Below are 22,359 nucleotides of genomic sequence, written 5' to 3'. Positions count from 1 at the left end.
CTTAGAGGTTGAGGTTACCAAACGCGTTTTTCCAGTCCTGCTCGAACTTCTCTATGGCTGACTCTACCGCCGGCGTACCGAGCATGTGTTGCGCTACGTCTAAGGGAAGCGTGATTGCTTCACATCCTGCCAACAGGCAGTCGAGCGCCTGACGCGGCGTTTTGAAGCTGGCGGCCAGCACTTTACTGTCCGGCGCGTGCAGCTCCAGCAGGGACTGCAGTTCCTGAACCATGCGAATGCCGTCACCGCCCTGCGCGTCGACGCGGTTGACGTACGGCGCGACATATTTCGCCCCTGCGAGTGCGGCGAGCAGGCCCTGCGCCGCGCTGTAAACGGCGGTGCCCAGCGTGGTTATCCCCTCTTTTTTCAAGGCTTTAATTGCGATAAGTCCCTGAGCCGTCACCGGGATTTTCACCACAATGCCCGGAATGGCGTTACTCAGACGTTTGGCTTCTGCCACCATGCCTTCGGCATCGCGGCTCATGGTTTGAGCAAACAGCGTGCCTTCCGGCCCGATGGCTTGTTGCAGGCGCGGCAGCACGTCCCAGATGGATTCACGGCTGGCGGCAATGATGCTCGGGTTGGTGGTGACGCCCGCGATGGGAAAGATGCGCGCCAGGCGTTCAACTTCCGCCACGTTGGCGGTATCCAGGTACAGTTCCATTATTTTTCCTTAAGTCAGAAAGGTTGAATAAAGGATACGGCGCACCCAGGCGCGGCGAATACAGGTCAATTTTGCCAAATACTGGACAAATGTAATGTCCTTGGCGAAGTGAGAGAGCGATCACAATGCTACTTTTTGGCGATCAGCTGGCTGTGGTACTGGCGTCGATATTCGGAAGGGGAACGTTCGGTGTGCTTGCGAAAGAGACGGCAAAAGTAGTTGCTGTCCGTAAATCCACAGCGTGTGGCGATATCTTTAATTTTGAGATCGTAGCCTTTCAGCAACTGACGCGCATGTTCCAGGCGCGTTTTTGTTAAATATTCATTGAATCCGACGCTGCCGACTTTCTGGAATAGATGGGAAAGGTAGTTTGGTGAGATGTAGAACGCCTGTGCCACGGATTCGCGAGTTAACAAAGAGGCATAATTTTCTTCGATATAGCTCCGAACGGCTTCGAACAGCGCCCGGCTGCGGCTGTCGGTGTGAATTTCGCTTCCAAGCAGATCCCGGCAGTGGCTGAGCAGGCTTAAAACTACCAGCTTTGCTGTGTCTTGTTCCTCAGGCTGCATCTGTAATTCGGTGAGCGTTTGCAGAAGAAAAGCCCCCGTTCGCGGGCCACGTCGGGCAACCTGGAGTTGTTGTAAGAGCACATTGTCACGCTGTAACTCGATTGTAAGCTGCTGCTTACCGAAATGTATGCTCAGGACGTGAGGCGCAGGATGCGTGATTTGTCCAAAAAAAGAAAAAAACGCCTCGCAGGGAGTGCCAAGGGTAATGCCGAGGCAGGGAGAGGTTCGGGGATGCTGTTCAGCCAGCGCTGAGAAACGAATCTGACCCAGCGGTAACGTGCGGTTCACCAGGTCAGTCAAAATCTGGGTGATATCGGAATGCATAAGGAGACTACCGAAATTTGCCGGGTGGCGCTAACGCTTACCCGGCCTACTTATCGTAGGCCCGTGCAAGCGCAGCGCCGCCGGGCGTAAAGCCTTAGCCGGTGTTACGCATACCTGCCGCAACGCCCGCAATCGTCACCATCAGCGCCTGTTCAACGCGTGGATCCGGCTCTTTTCCTTCTTCTTCCGCCAGACGCGAACGGTGCAGCAATTCTGCCTGCAGGACGTTCAGCGGGTCGGTGTAGATGTTACGCAGCTGGATAGACTCGGCAATCCACGGCAGGTCCGCCATCAGGTGTGAGTCGTTGGCGATATCCAGCACCACTTTGATGTCGCCTTCCAGCAGTTCGCGCAGCTCTTTACCCAGCGCCCACAGCTCTGGCTTCACCAGGCGCTGATCGTAGTATTCCGCCAGCCAGAGGTCAGCTTTCGAGAAGACCATCTCCAGCATCCCCAGACGGGTAGAGAAGAACGGCCAGTCGCGACACATGGTCTCCAGCTCGCTCTGTTTGCCGTCTTCCACCACTTTTTGCAGTGCGGCACCGGCACCCAGCCAGGCGGGCAGCATCAGACGGTTCTGCGTCCAGGCAAAGATCCACGGGATTGCACGCAGAGACTCTACGCCGCCGGTCGGGCGACGTTTTGCAGGACGTGAGCCCAGCGGCAGTTTACCCAGCTCCTGTTCAGGCGTGGCTGAACGGAAGTAAGGCACGAAATCTTTGTTTTCACGCACGTAGCCGCGGTACAGATCGCAGGAGATAGCCGACAGCTCGTCCATGATGTGGCACCAGGAGGCTTTCGGCTCCGGCGGTGGCAGCAGGTTCGCTTCCAGGATCGCGCTGGTATAAAGCGACAGGCTGCTGATGGTCACTTCCGGCAGGCCGTACTTGAAGCGGATCATCTCACCCTGCTCGGTCACGCGCAGGCCGCCTTTCAGGCTTCCCGGCGGCTGTGACAGCAGTGCCGCGTGTGCTGGCGCGCCGCCACGGCCAATTGAGCCACCGCGTCCGTGGAACAGGGTCAGCTCGATACCGGCTTTTTCGCAGGTTTTGATCAGTGCATCCTGCGCCTGATACTGCGCCCAGGATGCCGCCATCACGCCCGCATCTTTCGCGGAGTCGGAATAGCCGATCATTACCATCTGTTTGCCCTGAATAAAGCCGCGATACCAGTCGATGTTCAGCAGCTGGCTCATCACATCGTTGGCGTTGTTCAGGTCGTCGAGAGTTTCAAACAGCGGGGCGACCGGCAGGGCGTAGTCGATTCCCGCTTCTTTCAGCAGGAGGTGAACGCCCAGCACGTCGGATGGGGTTTTCGCCATGGAGATCACATAGGCGGCGACCGATCCTTTCGGTGCGTCCACGATCGCTTTACAGGTGTTGAGCACTTCGCGGGTATCGTTGCTTGGCTCCCAGTTGCGCGGCAGCAGAGGGCGCTTGGAGTTCAGCTCGCGGATCAGGAACGCCTGCTTGTCGGCTTCGGACCAGCTTTCATAGTCACCGATGCCGAGATAGCGGGTCAGCTCGCCCAGCGCTTCGGTATGACGGGTACTTTCCTGACGCACGTCGATACGCACCAGCGGCACGCCAAAACACTTCACGCGACGCAGGGTGTCGAGCAGTTCGCCGTTGGCGATGATGCCCATCCCGCAGGCCTGCAGCGATTTATAACAGGCGTAAAGCGGCTCCCAGAGCTGTTCGTTCTGGCTGAGCAGGCCTTCTGGTTTTGGCAGGCGCTGGCCTTTCAGGCGCGCTTCCAGCCAGGCCTGAGTGGCCATCAGCTGACCACGCAGCTTTTTCATCAGGAAACGGTACGGCTCGCTGGCGCCTTCTTCACCGGCCAGCGCGCGCAGTTCCGGCGTCGCTTCAACCATCGACAGCTCGGAGATCAGCACCTGAATGTCTTTCAGGAACAGGTCGGTCGCTTTCCAGCGGCTCAGCAGCAGGACGTGGCGGGTGATTTCCGCGGTAACGTTCGGGTTGCCGTCGCGGTCGCCGCCCATCCAGGAGGTGAAGCGAACCGGCACGAAATCGACCGGCAGACGGTAGCCCAGGTTCGCTTCCAGCTGTTCGTTCAGCTCGCGCAGGTAGTTTGGTACCCCTTCCCACAGGCTGTTTTCCACCACCGCAAAGCCCCATTTGGCTTCGTCGACCGGGCTTGGGCGATGCTTACGAATTTCATCGGTGTGCCAGGACTGGGCAATCAGCTGGCGCAGACGGCGCATCAGCTGGTTGCGTTCATAGTCGGCAATGTCTTTGTTATCCAGCTGCTTCAGGCAGTTGTTCACTTCCACCATTTTGTGGATCAGGGTGCGACGGGTGATCTCGGTTGGGTGAGCGGTCAGTACCAGCTCCAGCGAAAGCGACTCCACCGCTTTTTTGATGGTGGCTTCGTTGAGGTCGGGCTGGTCTTTCAGTTTACGAAGGGTGCGGGCAATGACTTCCGGGTTGCTGGCCGCTTCGCCGTTTGGCGAAATGCTGTGGTATTGCTCAGCGGTGTTGGCCAGGTTCAGGAACTGGCTGAAGGCGCGCGCAACGGGCAGCAGCTCATCGTTAGAGAGGTTCTGCAAGGTGGTGAGCAGCTCCTGACGACTGGCCTCGTTACCGGCACGGGAAGATTTAGACAGCTTGCGGATGGTTTCAACGCGGTCAAGGATATTCTCCCCCAACGCATCTTTGATGGTATCTCCAAGCACTTTGCCGAGCATACTGACATTACTACGCAACGCGGAATATTGTTCGTTCATAAAAACCCAGTCACCCCATCATTTTTGTTTATGCCCAGGCGAAAATCTTCTGGACATTATTTTGTCATCTCCCTTTATAAAGCCACGTAAAACCCCCGTCGTCAATTGCTGCGAAAACGGTTCAGCAAACGAATAAATGTGGGCAATTTACGAAATTTAATTCGCATTGCGTCAGATAAGAGATGCTTATGGAAATGTGACGGAGGTCGCGGGATTTACTCCCCTCACCCTGCCCTCTCCCCAAAGGGGAGAGGGTGTTCAAATTCCCTCTCCCCTTTGGGGAGAGGGTTAGGGTGAGGGGCAGTTTTTAATGCCAGCAGAAGTGATGCACAACCTGGGTAATCAGTTCGCGGGTGGGTTTGATAAAGCGGGTTTCCAGATATTCATCCGGCTGGTGCGCCTGGTTGATGGAGCCTGGGCCAAGAACCAGCGTCGGGCAAAGCGTCTGAATAAACGGCGCTTCGGTGCAGTAGTTCACCACGTCGGTTTTCTGGCCGAGCAGCTTTTCTACCACATCGACCAGTTGATGGTCCGGCGGGCATTCGTAACCCGGGATGGGCGGATGCAGTTCGGAGACCGTCAGGCGACCCGGCCAGCGTTCGCTCACCGGGGCCAGCGCCTCATTCAGCAGGCCGTCGAGATCGCTCAGGGTCATGCCCGGCAGCGGGCGAATATCCATGTGCAGTTCGCAGCAGGCGCAGATGCGGTTGGAGGCATCGCCGCCGTGCAGGCTGCCGAGGTTCAGCGTCGGGTACGGCACGGTGAACGCGTCGTAGTGATAGCGAGCCTTCAGGTCGTCGCGCAGGGCCATGATGCGGCCGATGGCGTCATGCATCAGCTCAATGGCGTTCACGCCGCGTGCCGGATCGCTGGAGTGGCCGGACTGCCCGAGCACGCGCACGGCGGTAGAGATATGGCCTTTATGCGCGCGAATCGGCTGCAGAGACGTCGGCTCGCCGATGATCGCGCAATCCGGGCGAATCGCCGTGTTTTCAGAGAAGTAGCGCGCGCCCGCCATGCTGGTCTCTTCATCAGCGGTCGCCAGAATGTAGAGCGGTTTTTTCAGCTTCGTCACGTCCACGTCACGCAGCGCGTCGAGGATAAAGGCGAAGAAGCCTTTCATGTCGGCGGTGCCCAGACCGTAGAGCTTGTTGTCGTGCTCGGTCAGGGTGAACGGATCGCGCGTCCAGCGGCCATCGTCGAACGGCACGGTGTCGGTATGACCGGCCAGCAGCAGGCCGCCCGCACCGGTTCCGGTACTGGCGAGCAGGTTAAATTTGTGGCGCGTGCCGGGGACGGGCTGAACCTCAACGTCAAACCCAAGATCGCTAAACCAACCCGCCAGCAGATTGATTAAAGACTCATTGCTCTGATCCAGCGCTTCTTCCGTTGCGCTGATGGACGGTGTGGCAATCAGGGCGCGGTAGATCTCGATAAATGGCGGTAAGTTCATTTTCATTGTTGACACACCTTAGGTCGTGATAGTATCAATATTCATGCAATAAATGTGAATAAAAATACATTAACGTTGAGCATAAAGGAACCCGATGTTGAATACGCTGATTGTAGGCGCTAGCGGTTATGCGGGCGCAGAGCTTGTAAGCTACGTGAATCGCCATCCACATATGACCATAACCGCTTTGACCGTGTCAGCGCAAAGCAATGATGCAGGAAAGTTAATTTCCGATTTGCATCCGCAGCTTAAGGGCCTGGTCGATCTGCCGCTGCAGCCCATGTCTGACATCAGCGAGTTTACTGACGGCGTCGACGTGGTGTTTTTAGCCACCGCACACGAGGTCAGCCACGACCTGGCGCCGCAGTTCCTGGCGGCTGGCTGCGTGGTCTTCGACCTCTCCGGCGCGTTCCGCGTTAACGACGGCGCGTTCTACGAAAAATATTACGGTTTCACCCATCAGCATCCGGATCTGCTTGAAAAAGCGGTGTACGGCCTGGCGGAGTGGAGCGCAGATAAACTGAAAGAAGCGGATCTGATTGCCGTTCCGGGCTGCTACCCGACGGCGGCGCAGCTTGCCCTGAAGCCGCTGATCGACGCGGGTCTGCTGGATCTGAACCAGTGGCCGGTGATCAACGCCACCAGCGGCGTGAGCGGTGCAGGACGCAAGGCGGCGATCTCTAACAGCTTCTGCGAAGTGAGCCTTCAGCCGTATGGCGTGTTTAATCACCGCCATCACCCTGAGATCACGACGCATCTGGGCGCGGACGTCATTTTCACCCCGCACCTGGGCAGCTTCCCGCGTGGGATCCTCGAAACCATTACCTGCCGCCTGAAGCCTGGCGTGACCAAGGAGCAGGTGAGCGAGGTCTTCACGCAGGCGTATGCGGACAAACCGCTGGTACGTCTGTACGACAAAGGCGTGCCGGCGCTGAAAAACGTGGTCGGTCTGCCGTTCTGCGATATCGGCTTTGCCGTTCAGGGTGAGCATCTCATCGTGGTGGCCGCAGAAGATAACTTACTGAAAGGCGCTGCCGCACAGGCAATGCAGTGTGCAAATATTCGTTTCGGTTTCCCTGAAACGCAGGCTCTTATTTAAGGTGTGATGATGAACCCATTAATTATCAAACTCGGTGGTGTACTGCTGGACAGCGAAGAAGCGCTGGAGCGTCTGTTTACCGCGCTGGTGAACTATCGCGAATCACACCAACGTCCACTGGTGATTGTGCACGGCGGCGGCTGCGTGGTGGATGAGCTGATGAAAGGGCTCAACCTGCCGGTGATCAAGAAAAACGGCCTGCGCGTGACGCCTGCGGATCAGATTGACATTATCACCGGTGCGCTGGCGGGTACGGCGAACAAAACCCTGCTGTCCTGGGCGAAGAAACACCACATTGCCTCCGTTGGCCTCTATCTGGGCGATGGCGACAGCGTAAAAGTGACCCAGCTCGACGAAGCGCTCGGTCATGTTGGACTGGCGCAGCCGGGTTCGCCTAAGCTGATTAACACGCTGCTGGAAGGCGGTTTCCTGCCGGTGGTGAGCTCTATCGGCGTGACCGAAGAGGGTGAGCTGATGAACGTTAACGCTGACCAGGCGGCAACCGCACTGGCGGCAACGCTGGGTGCGGACCTGATCCTGCTCTCCGACGTGAGCGGCATTCTGGACGGAAAAGGCCAGCGCATCGCAGAAATGACGGCAGAGAAAGCCGAGCAGCTGATTGCGCAGGGCATCATCACCGACGGCATGATCGTCAAAGTGAACGCCGCGCTGGATGCGGCACGCACGCTGGGTCGCCCGGTAGATATCGCCTCCTGGCGTCACGCGGAGCAGCTCCCGGCGCTGTTTAACGGCACGCCGATTGGCACGCGTATTTTAGCGTAAGTTTTTAATGAATGACCGTAGGCCGGGTAAGCGTAGCGCCACCCGGCGGAACTAACGAATAAAGGAACGATGTTATGGCACTTTGGGGTGGGCGTTTTACGCAGGCAGCGGATCAGCGGTTCAAACAGTTCAACGACTCTTTGCGCTTCGACTACCGCCTGGCCGAACAGGATATCGTCGGCTCTGTGGCCTGGTCCAAAGCGCTGGTGACGGTGGGCGTGCTGACCCCGGAGGAACAGCAGCAGCTGGAAGAGGCGCTGAACAACCTGCTGGAAGAGGTACGTCTGGATCCGCAGCAAATTCTGCAGAGCGATGCCGAAGATATTCACAGCTGGGTGGAAGGCAAGCTGATCGACAAAGTCGGCCAGTTGGGTAAAAAGCTGCACACCGGCCGTAGCCGTAACGACCAGGTCGCCACCGACCTGAAGCTGTGGTGTAAAGATACCGTTGGCGAGCTGCTGGCGGCTAACCGTCAGCTGCAGACCGCGCTGGTGGAGACCGCACAGAACAATCAGGACGCGGTGATGCCGGGTTATACCCACCTGCAGCGCGCGCAGCCGGTGACCTTTGCGCACTGGTGTCTGGCCTACGTTGAGATGCTGGCGCGTGACGAAAGCCGTCTGCAGGATACCCTGAAGCGTCTGGACGTCAGCCCGCTGGGCAGCGGCGCGCTGGCGGGTACCGCTTACGAAATCGACCGTGAACAGCTGGCAGGCTGGCTGGGCTTTGCCTCCGCCACCCGTAACAGCCTGGACAGCGTCTCTGACCGCGACCACGTGCTGGAGCTGCTCTCCAATGCCTCTATCGGGATGGTGCACCTGTCGCGCTTTGCTGAAGATCTGATCTTCTTTAACTCCGGCGAAGCGGGCTTCGTTGAGCTGTCCGATCGCGTGACGTCAGGCTCATCCCTGATGCCGCAGAAGAAAAACCCGGATGCGCTGGAGCTGATCCGCGGGAAATGTGGCCGCGTTCAGGGCGCGCTGACCGGCATGATGATGACCCTTAAAGGGCTGCCGCTGGCGTACAACAAAGATATGCAGGAAGACAAAGAAGGGCTGTTCGACGCGCTCGACACCTGGCTCGACTGTCTGCATATGGGCGCGCTGGTGCTGGACGGCATTCAGGTGAAGCGTCCGCGCTGTCAGGAAGCGGCGCAGCAGGGCTATGCGAACGCGACCGAGCTGGCGGATTATCTGGTGGCGAAGGGCGTACCGTTCCGTGAAGCGCACCATATTGTCGGTGAAGCGGTAGTGGAAGCCATTCGTCAGGGTAAACCGCTGGAAGATCTGGCGCTGGCCGACCTGCAAAAATTCAGTGCGGTTATCGGGGATGACGTCTATCCGATACTGGCGCTGCAGTCCTGCCTGGATAAGCGTGCGGCGAAAGGCGGCGTGTCGCCTAAGCAGGTGGCGCAGGCCATTGCGGAGGCGAAAAACCGCCTGATTTGATGCCTGAAACGTCGGGTGGCGGCTTCGCCTTACCCGACCTACAAAACCCCAGCCCAACCCTGAGTTGGGCTTTTTTACGCAAAAAAAAAGCGGACCACGGGGTCCGCAAAAGTTCACGTTGGCTTTAGTTGTTCGAGTTTTGAGAGAAACTCGCTGACGGTGCGGGGACGTCAAGGGTCAAACACGTGCCGCCTCGTCTATGTGGTGTATTATTCAACAGAATGCTTGATAGGGATAATCGTTCGTTGCTATGCTATCTATCGCCATGAACTATCGTGGCGACGGAGGATGAATAATGAATATTCGTGATCTTGAATACCTGGTAGCGTTAGCCGAGCATCGTCACTTTCGCCGCGCGGCAGATTCCTGCCACGTCAGCCAGCCCACGCTGAGCGGCCAGATCCGCAAGCTGGAAGACGAGCTGGGCGTGATGCTGCTGGAGCGCACCAGTCGTAAGGTTCTGTTCACACAGGCAGGTCTTCTGCTGGTGGATCAGGCGCGCACCGTGCTGCGCGAGGTCAAAGTGCTCAAGGAAATGGCAAGCCAGCAGGGGGAGGCCATGTCCGGCCCGCTGCATATTGGCCTGATCCCAACCGTTGGCCCGTACCTGTTACCGCACATCATTCCGATGCTGCACCAGACGTTCCCGAAACTCGAAATGTACCTGCACGAAGCGCAAACCCATCAGCTGCTGGCGCAGCTGGACAGCGGCAAGCTCGACTGCGCCATTCTGGCACTGGTAAAAGAGAGTGAAGCCTTTATTGAAGTGCCGCTGTTCGATGAGCCGATGATGCTGGCGATCTATGAAGATCACCCGTGGGCGAACCGCGATCGCGTGCCGATGGCCGATCTGGCGGGTGAAAAGCTACTGATGCTGGAAGATGGCCATTGCCTGCGCGATCAGGCGATGGGCTTCTGCTTCGAAGCGGGTGCGGATGAGGATACCCATTTCCGCGCAACCAGCCTGGAAACGCTGCGTAATATGGTCGCGGCGGGAAGCGGTATTACGCTGCTGCCTGCGCTGGCGGTACCGCACGAGCGTAAACGTGATGGCGTGGTTTATTTGCCGTGCATTAAACCAGAGCCGCGTCGTACGATTGGCCTGGTCTATCGCCCTGGGTCACCGCTGCGCAGCCGCTATGAGCAGCTGGCAGAGGCCATCCGTGGTGCGATGGATGGCCATTTTGACAGCGCGTTAAAACAGGCGGTTCAGGCCGTTTAGTGCCGCGACCCGATAGGCTTCCGCCATGGTCGGGTAGTTAAAGGTGGTGTTGACGAAGTACTCAATGGTGTTACCACCACCTTTCTGCTCCATGATGGCCTGGCCGATATGAATGATTTCCGCGGCGCGTTCACCAAAGCAGTGAATCCCGAGGATCTCTTTCGTCTCGCGATGGAACAGAATTTTCAGCGTACCCACGCTCATCCCCACGATTTGCGCCCGCGCCAGATGTTTAAACTGCGCACGACCCACCTCGTAAGGCACCTTCATTGACGTCAGCTGCTGCTCGGTTTTCCCTACGGAACTGATTTCCGGGATGGTGTAGATGCCCGTCGGGATATCTTCAATCAGATGCGCCGTCGCTTCGCCTTTCACCAGCGCCTGAGCCGCAATGCGTCCCTGGTCGTAAGCGGCTGAGGCCAGGCTTGGATAGCCAATGACGTCGCCGACCGCGTAAACGTGCGGCAGGGCGGTCTGATACATGCTGTTGACCTTCAACTGACCGCGGCTGTCGGTTTCAAGCCCGATATTTTCCAGCTGCAGGGAATCGGTGTTGCCGGTACGGCCGTTGGCGTACAGGAGGCAGTCCGCTTTCAGCTTCTTGCCGGACTTGAGGTGCATGATCACCCCGTCGTCGCAGCCTTCGATCTTCTCGTACTCTTCGTTGTGACGAATGACCACGCCGCTGTTCCAGAAGTGGTAGGAGAGGGAGTCCGACATCTCCTGATCGAGGAAAGCCAGCAGGCGATCGCGAGTGTTGATCAGGTCAACTTTGACGTCCATTCCGCGGAAGATCGACGCATATTCGCAACCAATGACCCCTGCGCCATAGATAATGACGTGGCGGGGTTCATGGTGCAGGCTCAGAATCGAGTCGCTGTCGTAGACGCGCGGGTGCGAGAAGTCCACGTCGGCCGGATGGTATGGGCGTGAACCGCAGGCAATCACAAATTTTTCAGCGGTGATGGTTTCAACCGACCCGTCGTGGCATTCGAGTGCCAGGGTGTGTTCATCCACAAAATGCGCGTTGCCCTGCAAAATTTCACAGTGGTTACGCTCATAAAACCCCTGACGCATGCGCGTCTGCTGGTTAATGACGGTATCCGCGTGGTTCAGGATGTCGGCAAAGGAGGAACGAAGAAGTCGGGAGTGGTCGCTGTAAAGAGGGTTCTGGTTGAATTCGATAATGCGGCTAACGGCGTGGCGGAGGGCTTTCGAAGGGATGGTGCCCCAGTGGGTGCAACCGCCGCCGACATTATGGTAGCGCTCAATGACCGCTACTCTGGCTCCCTGTTTCACCAGACCCATAGCAGCGCCTTCGCCGCCGGGGCCGGAACCAATAACTATTGCGTCGTAATCGTAGGAATGTGGCATGGCAAGGCTTACCTGTTCTTATACATAAAAGCAACAGAATCATAACATCATTGCCAGAGTAACCCAATTATCGTTGTGCTTTTTTCCGGCAGTGGAGCACAAACCGCACGTAAACAATCATTCACAAAGCCAGGCAAACAGATTAATTTTATTCTCTGGTATAGTGCCATCAGGCCTTTGGAAGGATTCAACTATCGTGATGGGCGTAAGAGCACAACAAAAAGAGAAAACCCGGCGTTCGCTGGTGGAAGCCGCATTCAGTCAACTGAGTGCTGAGCGAAGTTTTGCCAGTTTGAGCCTGCGCGAAGTCGCACGCGAGGCCGGGATTGCGCCAACGTCCTTCTATCGTCACTTCCGTGATGTGGATGAACTGGGCCTGACCATGGTCGACGAGAGCGGTTTGATGCTGCGTCAGCTGATGCGCCAGGCGCGTCAGCGTATCGCCAAAGGGGGCAGCGTGATCCGTACCTCCGTGTCGACCTTTATGGAATTTATCGGCAATAACCCCAACGCGTTTCGTCTGCTTCTGCGTGAGCGTTCGGGCACGTCGGCGGCGTTTCGTGCCGCCGTCGCGCGCGAAATTCAGCACTTCATCGCGGAACTTGCCGACTATCTTGAACTCGAAAACCATATGCCGCGTGCGTTTACCGAAGCACAGGCCGAGGCGATGGTGACGATTGTTTTCAGCGCAGGTGCCGAAGCGCTGGATGTCAGCATTGAACAACGCAAGCAGCTTGAAGAGCGACTGGTATTGCAGCTCAGGATGATCTCCAAAGGCGCGTACTACTGGTATCGCCGTGAACAAGAGAAACTGGCACATCAAACCGAAGAGTGAAGGTGAGTAATGAAACAGTCAGGTCAGGATAAAGGGACGCTGTTGCTGGCATTGATCGCTGGCTTATCCATTAATGGTACGTTCGCCGCTATTTTTAGCTCCATCGTGCCGTTTTCGATTTTCCCGCTGATTGCGCTGGTGCTGACGGTGTACTGCCTGCATCAACGCTACCTGAACCGCACCATGCCGGTGGGGTTACCGGGGCTGGCCGCCGCCTGCTTTATTCTGGGCGTATTGCTGTACAGCACGGTGGTGCGCGCGGAGTATCCGGATATCGGCTCTAACTTCTTCCCTGCGGTACTGTCTGTGGCGCTGGTGTTCTGGATTGGCTCGCGCATGCGTAGCCGTAAAAGCCAGTTACCGGAGTAAAGGTTTTTGTCATTGTAGGCCGGATAAGCGAAGCGCCATCCGGCTTTTTTGGCAGGTGGCGCTTCGCTTACCTGCCCTACAAGGCCACATTACTTCGCCGTGAGCAGTACACCGCACTCCATATGGTGCGTATACGGGAACTGATCGAACAGCGCCAGACGTTCAACCTTATGCGTCTGGCCTAACGTTTCCAGGTTCTTGCACAGCGTCTCCGGATTACAGGAGATGTACAAAATACGCGGGTACGCCTGCACCATCTTCTCGGTTTCGCTGTCCAGGCCACTGCGCGGCGGGTCGACAAAAATTGTCTCACACTGGTAGCTCTTCAGATCGATGCCTTCCAGACGGTTAAACTGGCGAACGCCGTTCATCGCCTGCGTGAACTCTTCTGCGGCCATACGAATGATCTGCACGTTGTCGATATGGTTGGCGGAAATGTTGTACTGCGCGGCGGCAACCGACGGTTTGGCGATTTCCGTTGCCAGGACGCGATCGAAGTTACGCGCCAGCGCCAGCGAGAAGTTGCCGTTACCGCAGTAAAGCTCAAGCAGATCGCCCGTTGATCCTTCCGTCGCCTTCAGCGCCCACTCCAGCATTTGCACGTTCATTGCAGCGTTCGGCTGGGTGAAGCTGTTCTCGACCTGACGATACACCATCTCTTTACCCGCCACCGGCAGACGCTCGTCGATGTAGTCCTGATCCAGCATGATTTTGGTTTTTGTCGCGCGGCCAATCAGGTGAACGTTGATGTTCTGCGCACGCAGCGCATCGCGCAGCGCTTCCGCCTGCTCGCGCCACTCGTCGTTCAGGGCTTTGTGGTACAGCAGGGAGACAATCGCCTGATTGCTTTGCGTGGTCAGGTAGTCAATCTGGAAAAGCTTGTTACGCAGTACCGGGTTGTTACGCACGCCGTCCATTATCAGCGTCATTAATTGGTTAATGAGCTCACTCGCTGCCGGGAAGCTGTCCACGCGGATACGGGATTTCGTCTGCTGATCGAAAATGATGTGGTACAGGTCGTCACCGTCGTGCCAGATGCGAAACTCGGCACGCATGCGGTAGTGGCTGACAGGAGAGCGGAACACCTCGGGAACGGGCGCGTTGAAAGGCGTCATCATACTTTGCAGGCGGACAACTTTCTCTGCCAGCTGCGCGTCGTACTGTTCTGTCGGGAGGTGTTCTGGGGTCATGATGCGTCCTGAGTGATAAAGAATTACGCGGCGATTGTAGGGATTGTTCAGGGGATGTCCAGATTTAATGGCCAATAGCTGTCTGGACATCCATACGTGTCTAATTGTAGCATTCTGTTTCCGGTCTCCTGAGAGTGAAAAGGGAATCCAGTGTAAATCTGGAGCTGACGCGCAGCGGTAAAGACTGGCGGGATGAGCGTTGTAGACACTGTGAAAATGGGAAGTCTTCATCCTTATATAGCCACCTAGCCCGAAGACCTGCCGGGATCACGTCGCATTTGGTTTCATCATCGCGTGCTATCGATGAGGCCTGCGGCATCCTTCTTATATTGTGGATGCTTTAACAATGATTAAAAAAGTATCGCTGTTGACGGCGTTGTCCGTCACGGCATTTTCGGGCTGGGCGCAGGATAGCGCAGACTCGTTGGTGGTGACGGCAAATCGTTTTGAACAACCTGAAAAAACTATTCTGGCTGCAACCTCGGTTGTGACGCGTGCCGATATTGACCGCTGGCAGTCAACCTCGGTGCTGGACGTTATGCGTCGCCTGCCCGGCGTGGATACGGCGCAAAGTGGTGGGATGGGGCAACTCTCTTCTCTCTTTATCCGTGGCACCAACTCCAGCCACGTCCTGATCCTTGTAGATGGGATCCGCCTTAACCAGGCGGGCGTCACGGGGTCGTCCGATCTCAGCCAGTTCCCAATCTCCCTGGTGCAGCGAATCGAATATGTTCGTGGGCCGCGTTCGGCGGTATACGGCTCAGATGCGATTGGTGGTGTCGTAAACATTATTACTACTCGTGCGAAGGACGGTACCACGCTGAATGCTGGCGTAGGCTCACACGGCTATCAGAATTATGGCGGCAGTACTCAGCAAACACTGGGCGACAGCACGCGCGTCACGCTTGCGGGTGATTACACCTATACCAAAGGGTTTGATGTGGTTGCGGATGGCAACAATGGTGGCCTTGCCCAGACCGATCGCGACGGCTTTATGAATAAAACGCTCTATGGTGCACTGGATCACGCATTCTCGGAGCAGTGGAGCGGTTTTGTTCGCGGCTTTGGCTACAGCAACCGTACGGCCTACGACGGTTACTACAGCTCATTTACCCCTGACGTACTGGTCGATACCCGCCAGCTCTATAGTCAGACCTGGGATGCAGGATTGCGCTTCAACGATGACATCTTCCATTCACAGCTGCTCACCAGCTATAGCCACAGCAAGGACTATAACTACGACCCGAATTTAGGCCGCTACGATTCGACAGCCACGCTGGATGAAATCAAGCAGTACAATGTCCAGTGGCTCAACTCCGTTGATGTTGGCCATGGGAACATTGGCGCGGGCGTTGACTGGCAGAAGCAGAGCACCGAGCCGGGTACAAACTACGTGACCAACGGCTACGACCTGCGTAACACCGGCGTCTACCTGACCGGGCTGCAGCAGTTTGGTGACTTCACCCTGGAAGGGGCGGTTCGCAGCGATGACAACTCTCAGTTCGGTCGTCATGGCACCTGGCAAAGCAGTGCGGCCTGGGAGTTCGTGGAGGGTTACCGTTTCGTTGCGTCTTATGGTACGGCCTATAAAGCACCGAATCTGGGTCAACTCTATGGTTTCTATGGCAATGACCATCTTGATCCAGAAGAGAGCAAACAGTGGGAAGGTGCGTTTGAAGGCCTGACGGCAGGCGTGAGCTGGCGCGTATCTGGCTACCGTAATGACGTTGATAATCTCATCGACTTCGATAATAACCTCCAGCAATATTACAACGTCGGTAAAGCACGCATTAAAGGTGTGGAAGCGACTGCATCGTTTGACACGGGGCCGTTGACGCATACTGTAGGCTACGACTACGTGGATGCCCGCAATGCTGCAACCAACGAACTTCTGGACCGTCGTGCTAAGCAGCAGGTGAAATATCAGCTCGACACGCAGATCTATGATTTCGACTGGAGCCTGACTTATCACTATCTCGGTACGCGTTACGACACTGACTTTGGTACTTACCCGTCTGAGAAAGTAAAAATGGGCGGTGTAAGCCTGTGGGATGTCGCAGTTTCGTATCCTGTCACCTCACACCTTACAGTTCGTGGTAAAATAGCCAACCTGTTCGATAAAGATTACGAGACAGTTTATGGCTACCAAACTGCAGGACGGGAATACACCTTGTCTGGCAGCTACACCTTCTAATCCGCGTCCCACCGTGCTGGTGTTTGATTCCGGCGTCGGTGGGCTTTCGGTCTATGATGAGATTCGGCATCTCCTGCCGGATCTCCATTACATCTACGCCTTCGATAACGTCGCTTTCCCGTACGGGGAAAAGAGCGAAGATTTTATTGTCGAGCGCGTGGTGGAAATCGTCACTGCGGTACAAAAGCGCTATCCCCTTGCGCTGGCTGTCATCGCGTGTAACACGGCGAGCACCGTTTCTCTTCCCGCCCTGCGTGAAAAATTCCAGTTCCCGGTTGTGGGCGTCGTCCCTGCAATAAAGCCTGCCGCGCGTCTGACAGCGAACGGCATTGTGGGCTTGCTGGCCACGCGAGGTACGGTAAAGCGTCCTTATACCCGCGAGCTGATCGACCGTTTCGCTAATGAATGCCAGATTGCGATGCTCGGTTCGGCTGAGCTGGTGGAGATGGCGGAAGCGAAGCTGCATGGCAAGTCGGTATCACTCGACGAGCTGCGTCGTATTCTTCGTCCGTGGCTGAGGATGCCCGAACCCCCGGATACTGTTGTGCTGGGCTGTACCCACTTCCCGCTACTCCAGGAAGAGCTATTAGAGGTACTGCCGGAGGGGACGCGTCTGGTGGATTCCGGAGCGGCTATTGCCCGTCGTACGGCATGGTTGCTGGAGCATGAAGCCCCGGATGCGAAATCTACCGATGCGAATATCGCGTTTTGTATGGCGTTAACAAAAGAAACTGAACAACTTTTACCCGTTTTACGCCGTTATGGCTTTGAAACGCTCGAAAAACTGGCGCTATAGCACGGTTTTGAGCAAAAAAGAGACGGTTGAAAGTTTTTTTTAAAAGAGGGGTTGTCAACGTCTGAGAACTCCCTATAATGCGCCTCCACTGACACGGAACAACGGCTTACAGGCCGCCGGGTTAGCGGGGTTCAGAGATGAACGCCAACAGAGAAAAGCGAAAATAATCACTTGACTCTGAATGAGGAAAACGTAATATACGGGACCTCGCAACGGTGAGCGAAAGCCGCGTTGCACTGCTCTTTAACAATTTATCAGACAATCTGTGTGGGCACTCAAAGTGACATGGATTCTTAATGTCTTCGGACAATAAATGAATACCAAGTCTCTGAGTGAACATACGTAATTCATTACGAAGTTTAATTCACGAGCATCAAACTTAAATTGAAGAGTTTGATCATGGCTCAGATTGAACGCTGGCGGCAGGCCTAACACATGCAAGTCGAGCGGCAGCGGAAAGTAGCTTGCTACTTTGCCGGCGAGCGGCGGACGGGTGAGTAATGTCTGGGAAACTGCCTGATGGAGGGGGATAACTACTGGAAACGGTAGCTAATACCGCATAATGTCGCAAGACCAAAGAGGGGGACCTTCGGGCCTCTTGCCATCAGATGTGCCCAGATGGGATTAGCTAGTAGGTGGGGTAACGGCTCACCTAGGCGACGATCCCTAGCTGGTCTGAGAGGATGACCAGCCACACTGGAACTGAGACACGGTCCAGACTCCTACGGGAGGCAGCAGTGGGGAATATTGCACAATGGGCGCAAGCCTGATGCAGCCATGCCGCGTGTATGAAGAAGGCCTTCGGGTTGTAAAGTACTTTCAGCGGGGAGGAAGGCGTTGAGGTTAATAACCTCAGCGATTGACGTTACCCGCAGAAGAAGCACCGGCTAACTCCGTGCCAGCAGCCGCGGTAATACGGAGGGTGCAAGCGTTAATCGGAATTACTGGGCGTAAAGCGCACGCAGGCGGTCTGTCAAGTCGGATGTGAAATCCCCGGGCTCAACCTGGGAACTGCATTCGAAACTGGCAGGCTAGAGTCTTGTAGAGGGGGGTAGAATTCCAGGTGTAGCGGTGAAATGCGTAGAGATCTGGAGGAATACCGGTGGCGAAGGCGGCCCCCTGGACAAAGACTGACGCTCAGGTGCGAAAGCGTGGGGAGCAAACAGGATTAGATACCCTGGTAGTCCACGCCGTAAACGATGTCGACTTGGAGGTTGTGCCCTTGAGGCGTGGCTTCCGGAGCTAACGCGTTAAGTCGACCGCCTGGGGAGTACGGCCGCAAGGTTAAAACTCAAATGAATTGACGGGGGCCCGCACAAGCGGTGGAGCATGTGGTTTAATTCGATGCAACGCGAAGAACCTTACCTACTCTTGACATCCAGAGAACTTAGCAGAGATGCTTTGGTGCCTTCGGGAACTCTGAGACAGGTGCTGCATGGCTGTCGTCAGCTCGTGTTGTGAAATGTTGGGTTAAGTCCCGCAACGAGCGCAACCCTTATCCTTTGTTGCCAGCGGTTAGGCCGGGAACTCAAAGGAGACTGCCAGTGATAAACTGGAGGAAGGTGGGGATGACGTCAAGTCATCATGGCCCTTACGAGTAGGGCTACACACGTGCTACAATGGCGCATACAAAGAGAAGCGACCTCGCGAGAGCAAGCGGACCTCATAAAGTGCGTCGTAGTCCGGATTGGAGTCTGCAACTCGACTCCATGAAGTCGGAATCGCTAGTAATCGTAGATCAGAATGCTACGGTGAATACGTTCCCGGGCCTTGTACACACCGCCCGTCACACCATGGGAGTGGGTTGCAAAAGAAGTAGGTAGCTTAACCTTCGGGAGGGCGCTTACCACTTTGTGATTCATGACTGGGGTGAAGTCGTAACAAGGTAACCGTAGGGGAACCTGCGGTTGGATCACCTCCTTACCTTAAAGAACCTGCCTTTGCAGTGCTCACACAGATTGTCTGATGAAAAAACAGCAGTAAAAATCTCTGCAGGCTTGTAGCTCAGGTGGTTAGAGCGCACCCCTGATAAGGGTGAGGTCGGTGGTTCAAGTCCACTCAGGCCTACCAAACTCCTTTTAAAGGATGAGCGGTACAGAGATTGCAAAACGATGGGGCTATAGCTCAGCTGGGAGAGCGCCTGCTTTGCACGCAGGAGGTCTGCGGTTCGATCCCGCATAGCTCCACCATCTTTTACTGCGAACCCAAGAAAACTTCAGAGTGAACCTGAAAAGGTGCACTGCGAAGTTTTGCTCTTTAAAAATCTGGATCAAGCTGAAAATTGAAACGACACATCTTTAAGGTGTGTTCGAGTCTCTCAAATTTTCGCAATCAGAAGTGAAACATCTTCGGGTTGTGAGGTTAAGCGACTAAGCGTACACGGTGGATGCCCTGGCAGTCAGAGGCGATGAAGGACGTGCTAATCTGCGAAAAGCGCCGGCGAGGTGATATGAACCTTTGACCCGGCGATGTCCGAATGGGGAAACCCAGTGCAATTCGTTGCACTATCGTTAACTGAATACATAGGTTAACGAGGCGAACCGGGGGAACTGAAACATCTAAGTACCCCGAGGAAAAGAAATCAACCGAGATTCCCCCAGTAGCGGCGAGCGAACGGGGAGCAGCCCAGAGTCTGAATCAGCTTGTGTGTTAGTGGAAGCGTCTGGAAAGTCGCACGGTACAGGGTGACAGTCCCGTACACGAAAACACACAGGTTGTGAACTCGAAGAGTAGGGCGGGACACGTGGTATCCTGTCTGAATATGGGGGGACCATCCTCCAAGGCTAAATACTCCTGACTGACCGATAGTGAACCAGTACCGTGAGGGAAAGGCGAAAAGAACCCCGGCGAGGGGAGTGAAAAAGAACCTGAAACCGTGTACGTACAAGCAGTGGGAGCACCTTCGTGGTGTGACTGCGTACCTTTTGTATAATGGGTCAGCGACTTATATTCTGTAGCAAGGTTAACCGTATAGGGGAGCCGAAGGGAAACCGAGTCTTAACTGGGCGTTAAGTTGCAGGGTATAGACCCGAAACCCGGTGATCTAGCCATGGGCAGGTTGAAGGTTGGGTAACACTAACTGGAGGACCGAACCGACTAATGTTGAAAAATTAGCGGATGACTTGTGGCTGGGGGTGAAAGGCCAATCAAACCGGGAGATAGCTGGTTCTCCCCGAAAGCTATTTAGGTAGCGCCTCGTGAACTCATCTTCGGGGGTAGAGCACTGTTTCGGCTAGGGGGCCATCCCGGCTTACCAACCCGATGCAAACTACGAATACCGAAGAATGTTATCACGGGAGACACACGGCGGGTGCTAACGTCCGTCGTGAAGAGGGAAACAACCCAGACCGCCAGCTAAGGTCCCAAAGTCATGGTTAAGTGGGAAACGATGTGGGAAGGCACAGACAGCCAGGATGTTGGCTTAGAAGCAGCCATCATTTAAAGAAAGCGTAATAGCTCACTGGTCGAGTCGGCCTGCGCGGAAGATGTAACGGGGCTAAACCATGCACCGAAGCTGCGGCAGCGACGCTTATGCGTTGTTGGGTAGGGGAGCGTTCTGTAAGCCGTTGAAGGTGTGCTGTGAGGCATGCTGGAGGTATCAGAAGTGCGAATGCTGACATAAGTAACGATAAAGCGGGTGAAAAGCCCGCTCGCCGGAAGACCAAGGGTTCCTGTCCAACGTTAATCGGGGCAGGGTGAGTCGACCCCTAAGGCGAGGCCGAAAGGCGTAGTCGATGGGAAACAGGTTAATATTCCTGTACTTGGTGTTACTGCGAAGGGGGGACGGAGAAGGCTATGTTAGCCGGGCGACGGTTGTCCCGGTTTAAGCATGTAGGCGGAACGATTAGGTAAATCCGGTCGTTTATTAACGCTGAGGTGTGATGACGAGGCACTACGGTGCTGAAGTAACAAATGCCCTGCTTACAGGAAAAGCCTCTAAGCATCAGGTAACATCAAATCGTACCCCAAACCGACACAGGTGGTCAGGTAGAGAATACCAAGGCGCTTGAGAGAACTCGGGTGAAGGAACTAGGCAAAATGGTGCCGTAACTTCGGGAGAAGGCACGCTGATATGTAGGTGAAGCCCCTGCGGGTGGAGCTGAAATCAGTCGAAGATACCAGCTGGCTGCAACTGTTTATTAAAAACACAGCACTGTGCAAACACGAAAGTGGACGTATACGGTGTGACGCCTGCCCGGTGCCGGAAGGTTAATTGATGGGGTTAGCGGCAACGCGAAGCTCTTGATCGAAGCCCCGGTAAACGGCGGCCGTAACTATAACGGTCCTAAGGTAGCGAAATTCCTTGTCGGGTAAGTTCCGACCTGCACGAATGGCGTAATGATGGCCAGGCTGTCTCCACCCGAGACTCAGTGAAATTGAACTCGCTGTGAAGATGCAGTGTACCCGCGGCAAGACGGAAAGACCCCGTGAACCTTTACTATAGCTTGACACTGAACACTGGTCCTTGATGTGTAGGATAGGTGGGAGGCTTTGAAGTGTGGACGCCAGTCTGCATGGAGCCGTCCTTGAAATACCACCCTTTAATGGCTGGTGTTCTAACGTAGACCCGTGATCCGGGTTGCGGACAGTGTCTGGTGGGTAGTTTGACTGGGGCGGTCTCCTCCCAAAGAGTAACGGAGGAGCACGAAGGTTAGCTAATCCTAGTCGGACATCAGGAGGTTAGTGCAATGGCATAAGCTAGCTTGACTGCGAGAGTGACGGCTCGAGCAGGTGCGAAAGCAGGTCATAGTGATCCGGTGGTTCTGAATGGAAGGGCCATCGCTCAACGGATAAAAGGTACTCCGGGGATAACAGGCTGATACCGCCCAAGAGTTCATATCGACGGCGGTGTTTGGCACCTCGATGTCGGCTCATCACATCCTGGGGCTGAAGTAGGTCCCAAGGGTATGGCTGTTCGCCATTTAAAGTGGTACGCGAGCTGGGTTTAGAACGTCGTGAGACAGTTCGGTCCCTATCTGCCGTGGGCGCTGGAGAATTGAGGGGGGCTGCTCCTAGTACGAGAGGACCGGAGTGGACGCATCACTGGTGTTCGGGTTGTCATGCCAATGGCACTGCCCGGTAGCTAAATGCGGAAAAGATAAGTGCTGAAAGCATCTAAGCACGAAACTTGCCCCGAGATGAGTTCTCCCTGAGACTTTAAGTCTCCTGAAGGAACGTTGAAGACGACGACGTTGATAGGTCGGGTGTGTAAGCGCAGCGATGCGTTGAGCTAACCGATACTAATGAACCGTGAGGCTTAACCTTACAACGCCGAAGGTGTTTCGGCGAAGAG

General features: G+C 55.6%; 14 protein-coding genes, 2 tRNA genes, 2 rRNA genes and 1 riboswitch. Of the genes, 12 read left to right on the top strand and 6 right to left on the bottom strand.

Going from position 1 to position 22,359, the window contains the following annotated elements:
* Position 1 precedes the first annotated feature (1 nt).
* The 4 genes from fsa to argE all read right to left on the bottom strand — a co-directional run bounded on the left by fsa (position 2) and on the right by argE (position 5,762).
* Positions 2 to 664 (bottom strand): fructose-6-phosphate aldolase, encoded by a 663-nt coding sequence (fsa, locus tag ACEPLT_RS21715; protein ID WP_021242818.1) that lies wholly within the window; start codon positions 662 to 664, stop codon positions 2 to 4.
* 128 nt (positions 665 to 792) lie between these two features.
* Positions 793 to 1,557: a helix-turn-helix transcriptional regulator gene (locus tag ACEPLT_RS21710; RefSeq protein ID WP_167215591.1), complete on the bottom strand. Its 765-nt coding sequence runs from the start codon at positions 1,555 to 1,557 to the stop codon at positions 793 to 795.
* 94 nt (positions 1,558 to 1,651) lie between these two features.
* Entirely contained in the window at positions 1,652 to 4,303 is a 2,652-nt protein-coding gene (gene ppc / locus ACEPLT_RS21705; RefSeq protein ID WP_008501791.1) for a phosphoenolpyruvate carboxylase, read from the bottom strand.
* A 307-nt stretch (positions 4,304 to 4,610) separates the two neighbouring features.
* Entirely contained in the window at positions 4,611 to 5,762 is a 1,152-nt protein-coding gene (gene argE, locus ACEPLT_RS21700) for an acetylornithine deacetylase (RefSeq protein ID WP_063622934.1), read from the bottom strand.
* Between the two features lie 88 nt (positions 5,763 to 5,850).
* On the opposite strand from argE, the gene argC reads away from it, so the two are divergent.
* The 4 genes from argC (at position 5,851) to oxyR (ending at position 10,308) form a co-directional block, all read left to right on the top strand.
* The gene (argC, locus tag ACEPLT_RS21695; RefSeq protein ID WP_048028410.1) at positions 5,851 to 6,855 is read left to right on the top strand and encodes an N-acetyl-gamma-glutamyl-phosphate reductase; all 1,005 of its coding nucleotides are present in this window, start codon (positions 5,851 to 5,853) and stop codon (positions 6,853 to 6,855) included.
* 6 nt (positions 6,856 to 6,861) lie between these two features.
* Positions 6,862 to 7,638, top strand: coding sequence for an acetylglutamate kinase (argB, locus tag ACEPLT_RS21690; RefSeq protein ID WP_086374972.1), 777 nt, complete (start codon positions 6,862 to 6,864; stop codon positions 7,636 to 7,638).
* 74 nt (positions 7,639 to 7,712) lie between these two features.
* Entirely contained in the window at positions 7,713 to 9,086 is a 1,374-nt protein-coding gene (gene argH / locus ACEPLT_RS21685; RefSeq protein WP_232929197.1) for an argininosuccinate lyase, read from the top strand.
* 295 nt (positions 9,087 to 9,381) lie between these two features.
* Complete coding sequence (gene oxyR, locus ACEPLT_RS21680; RefSeq protein ID WP_044597477.1) at positions 9,382 to 10,308, top strand: DNA-binding transcriptional regulator OxyR; 927 nt, start codon at positions 9,382 to 9,384, stop codon at positions 10,306 to 10,308.
* Here the strand turns inward: oxyR and sthA are convergent.
* Positions 10,282 to 11,682: a Si-specific NAD(P)(+) transhydrogenase gene (gene sthA, locus ACEPLT_RS21675; RefSeq protein WP_008501785.1), complete on the bottom strand. Its 1,401-nt coding sequence runs from the start codon at positions 11,680 to 11,682 to the stop codon at positions 10,282 to 10,284. The two genes, oxyR and sthA, sit on opposite strands and share 27 nt — an antisense overlap.
* Positions 11,683 to 11,878: 196 nt before the next feature.
* On the opposite strand from sthA, the gene fabR reads away from it, so the two are divergent.
* The gene (fabR, locus tag ACEPLT_RS21670; protein ID WP_008501784.1) at positions 11,879 to 12,517 is read left to right on the top strand and encodes an HTH-type transcriptional repressor FabR; all 639 of its coding nucleotides are present in this window, start codon (positions 11,879 to 11,881) and stop codon (positions 12,515 to 12,517) included.
* A gap of 9 nt (positions 12,518 to 12,526) precedes the next feature.
* Positions 12,527 to 12,886, top strand: coding sequence for a YijD family membrane protein (locus ACEPLT_RS21665; RefSeq protein ID WP_008501783.1), 360 nt, complete (start codon positions 12,527 to 12,529; stop codon positions 12,884 to 12,886).
* Between the two features lie 89 nt (positions 12,887 to 12,975).
* Here ACEPLT_RS21665 and trmA read toward each other — a convergent pair whose 3' ends face one another.
* Positions 12,976 to 14,076 (bottom strand): tRNA (uridine(54)-C5)-methyltransferase TrmA, encoded by a 1,101-nt coding sequence (gene trmA / locus ACEPLT_RS21660; RefSeq protein WP_447088315.1) that lies wholly within the window; start codon positions 14,074 to 14,076, stop codon positions 12,976 to 12,978.
* A 104-nt stretch (positions 14,077 to 14,180) separates the two neighbouring features.
* A riboswitch (cobalamin riboswitch) is annotated at positions 14,181 to 14,356 on the top strand.
* 66 nt (positions 14,357 to 14,422) lie between these two features.
* Here trmA and btuB point away from each other — a divergent pair.
* From btuB to ACEPLT_RS21630, 6 genes are all read left to right on the top strand, one after another.
* A complete protein-coding gene (gene btuB, locus ACEPLT_RS21655) occupies positions 14,423 to 16,270 on the top strand; it encodes a TonB-dependent vitamin B12 receptor BtuB (protein ID WP_029740756.1) in 1,848 nt (615 codons plus the stop codon).
* The gene (gene murI / locus ACEPLT_RS21650) at positions 16,215 to 17,066 is read left to right on the top strand and encodes a glutamate racemase (RefSeq protein WP_048028420.1); all 852 of its coding nucleotides are present in this window, start codon (positions 16,215 to 16,217) and stop codon (positions 17,064 to 17,066) included. Before btuB ends, murI begins: the two co-directional genes overlap by 56 nt.
* Positions 17,067 to 17,447: 381 nt before the next feature.
* Positions 17,448 to 18,989 (top strand): 16S ribosomal RNA (locus ACEPLT_RS21645).
* A 70-nt stretch (positions 18,990 to 19,059) separates the two neighbouring features.
* Positions 19,060 to 19,136, top strand: a tRNA-Ile gene (locus tag ACEPLT_RS21640).
* Positions 19,137 to 19,179: 43 nt separating this feature from the next.
* Positions 19,180 to 19,255 (top strand) — tRNA-Ala (locus tag ACEPLT_RS21635).
* Positions 19,256 to 19,425: 170 nt separating this feature from the next.
* Positions 19,426 to 22,331, top strand: a 23S ribosomal RNA gene (locus tag ACEPLT_RS21630).
* The 16S and 23S rRNA genes sit together here with 2 tRNA genes alongside, the layout of an rRNA operon.
* Positions 22,332 to 22,359: the final 28 nt, after the last annotated feature.

The organism is Enterobacter sp. fkY84-1 (assembly GCF_052974705.1).
The sequence above is the reverse complement of the archived record's forward strand: the minus strand, read 5'-3'. Positions and strand labels throughout refer to the sequence as shown.

Bases quoted from the DNA above. Each gene is read 5' to 3' on its own strand.
- argB (WP_086374972.1), top strand. From the start codon at position 6,862: ATGATGAACCCATTAATTATCAAACTCGGTGGTGTACTGCTGGACAGC.
- fsa (WP_021242818.1), bottom strand. From the start codon at position 664: ATGGAACTGTACCTGGATACCGCCAACGTGGCGGAAGTTGAACGCCTG.
- trmA (WP_447088315.1), bottom strand. From the start codon at position 14,076: ATGACCCCAGAACACCTCCCGACAGAACAGTACGACGCGCAGCTGGCA.
- ACEPLT_RS21710 (WP_167215591.1), bottom strand. From the start codon at position 1,557: ATGCATTCCGATATCACCCAGATTTTGACTGACCTGGTGAACCGCACG.
- sthA (WP_008501785.1), bottom strand. From the start codon at position 11,682: ATGCCACATTCCTACGATTACGACGCAATAGTTATTGGTTCCGGCCCC.
- argH (WP_232929197.1), top strand. From the start codon at position 7,713: ATGGCACTTTGGGGTGGGCGTTTTACGCAGGCAGCGGATCAGCGGTTC.
- argC (WP_048028410.1), top strand. From the start codon at position 5,851: ATGTTGAATACGCTGATTGTAGGCGCTAGCGGTTATGCGGGCGCAGAG.
- ACEPLT_RS21665 (WP_008501783.1), top strand. From the start codon at position 12,527: ATGAAACAGTCAGGTCAGGATAAAGGGACGCTGTTGCTGGCATTGATC.
- ppc (WP_008501791.1), bottom strand. From the start codon at position 4,303: ATGAACGAACAATATTCCGCGTTGCGTAGTAATGTCAGTATGCTCGGC.
- btuB (WP_029740756.1), top strand. From the start codon at position 14,423: ATGATTAAAAAAGTATCGCTGTTGACGGCGTTGTCCGTCACGGCATTT.
- oxyR (WP_044597477.1), top strand. From the start codon at position 9,382: ATGAATATTCGTGATCTTGAATACCTGGTAGCGTTAGCCGAGCATCGT.
- murI (WP_048028420.1), top strand. From the start codon at position 16,215: ATGGCTACCAAACTGCAGGACGGGAATACACCTTGTCTGGCAGCTACA.
- argE (WP_063622934.1), bottom strand. From the start codon at position 5,762: ATGAAAATGAACTTACCGCCATTTATCGAGATCTACCGCGCCCTGATT.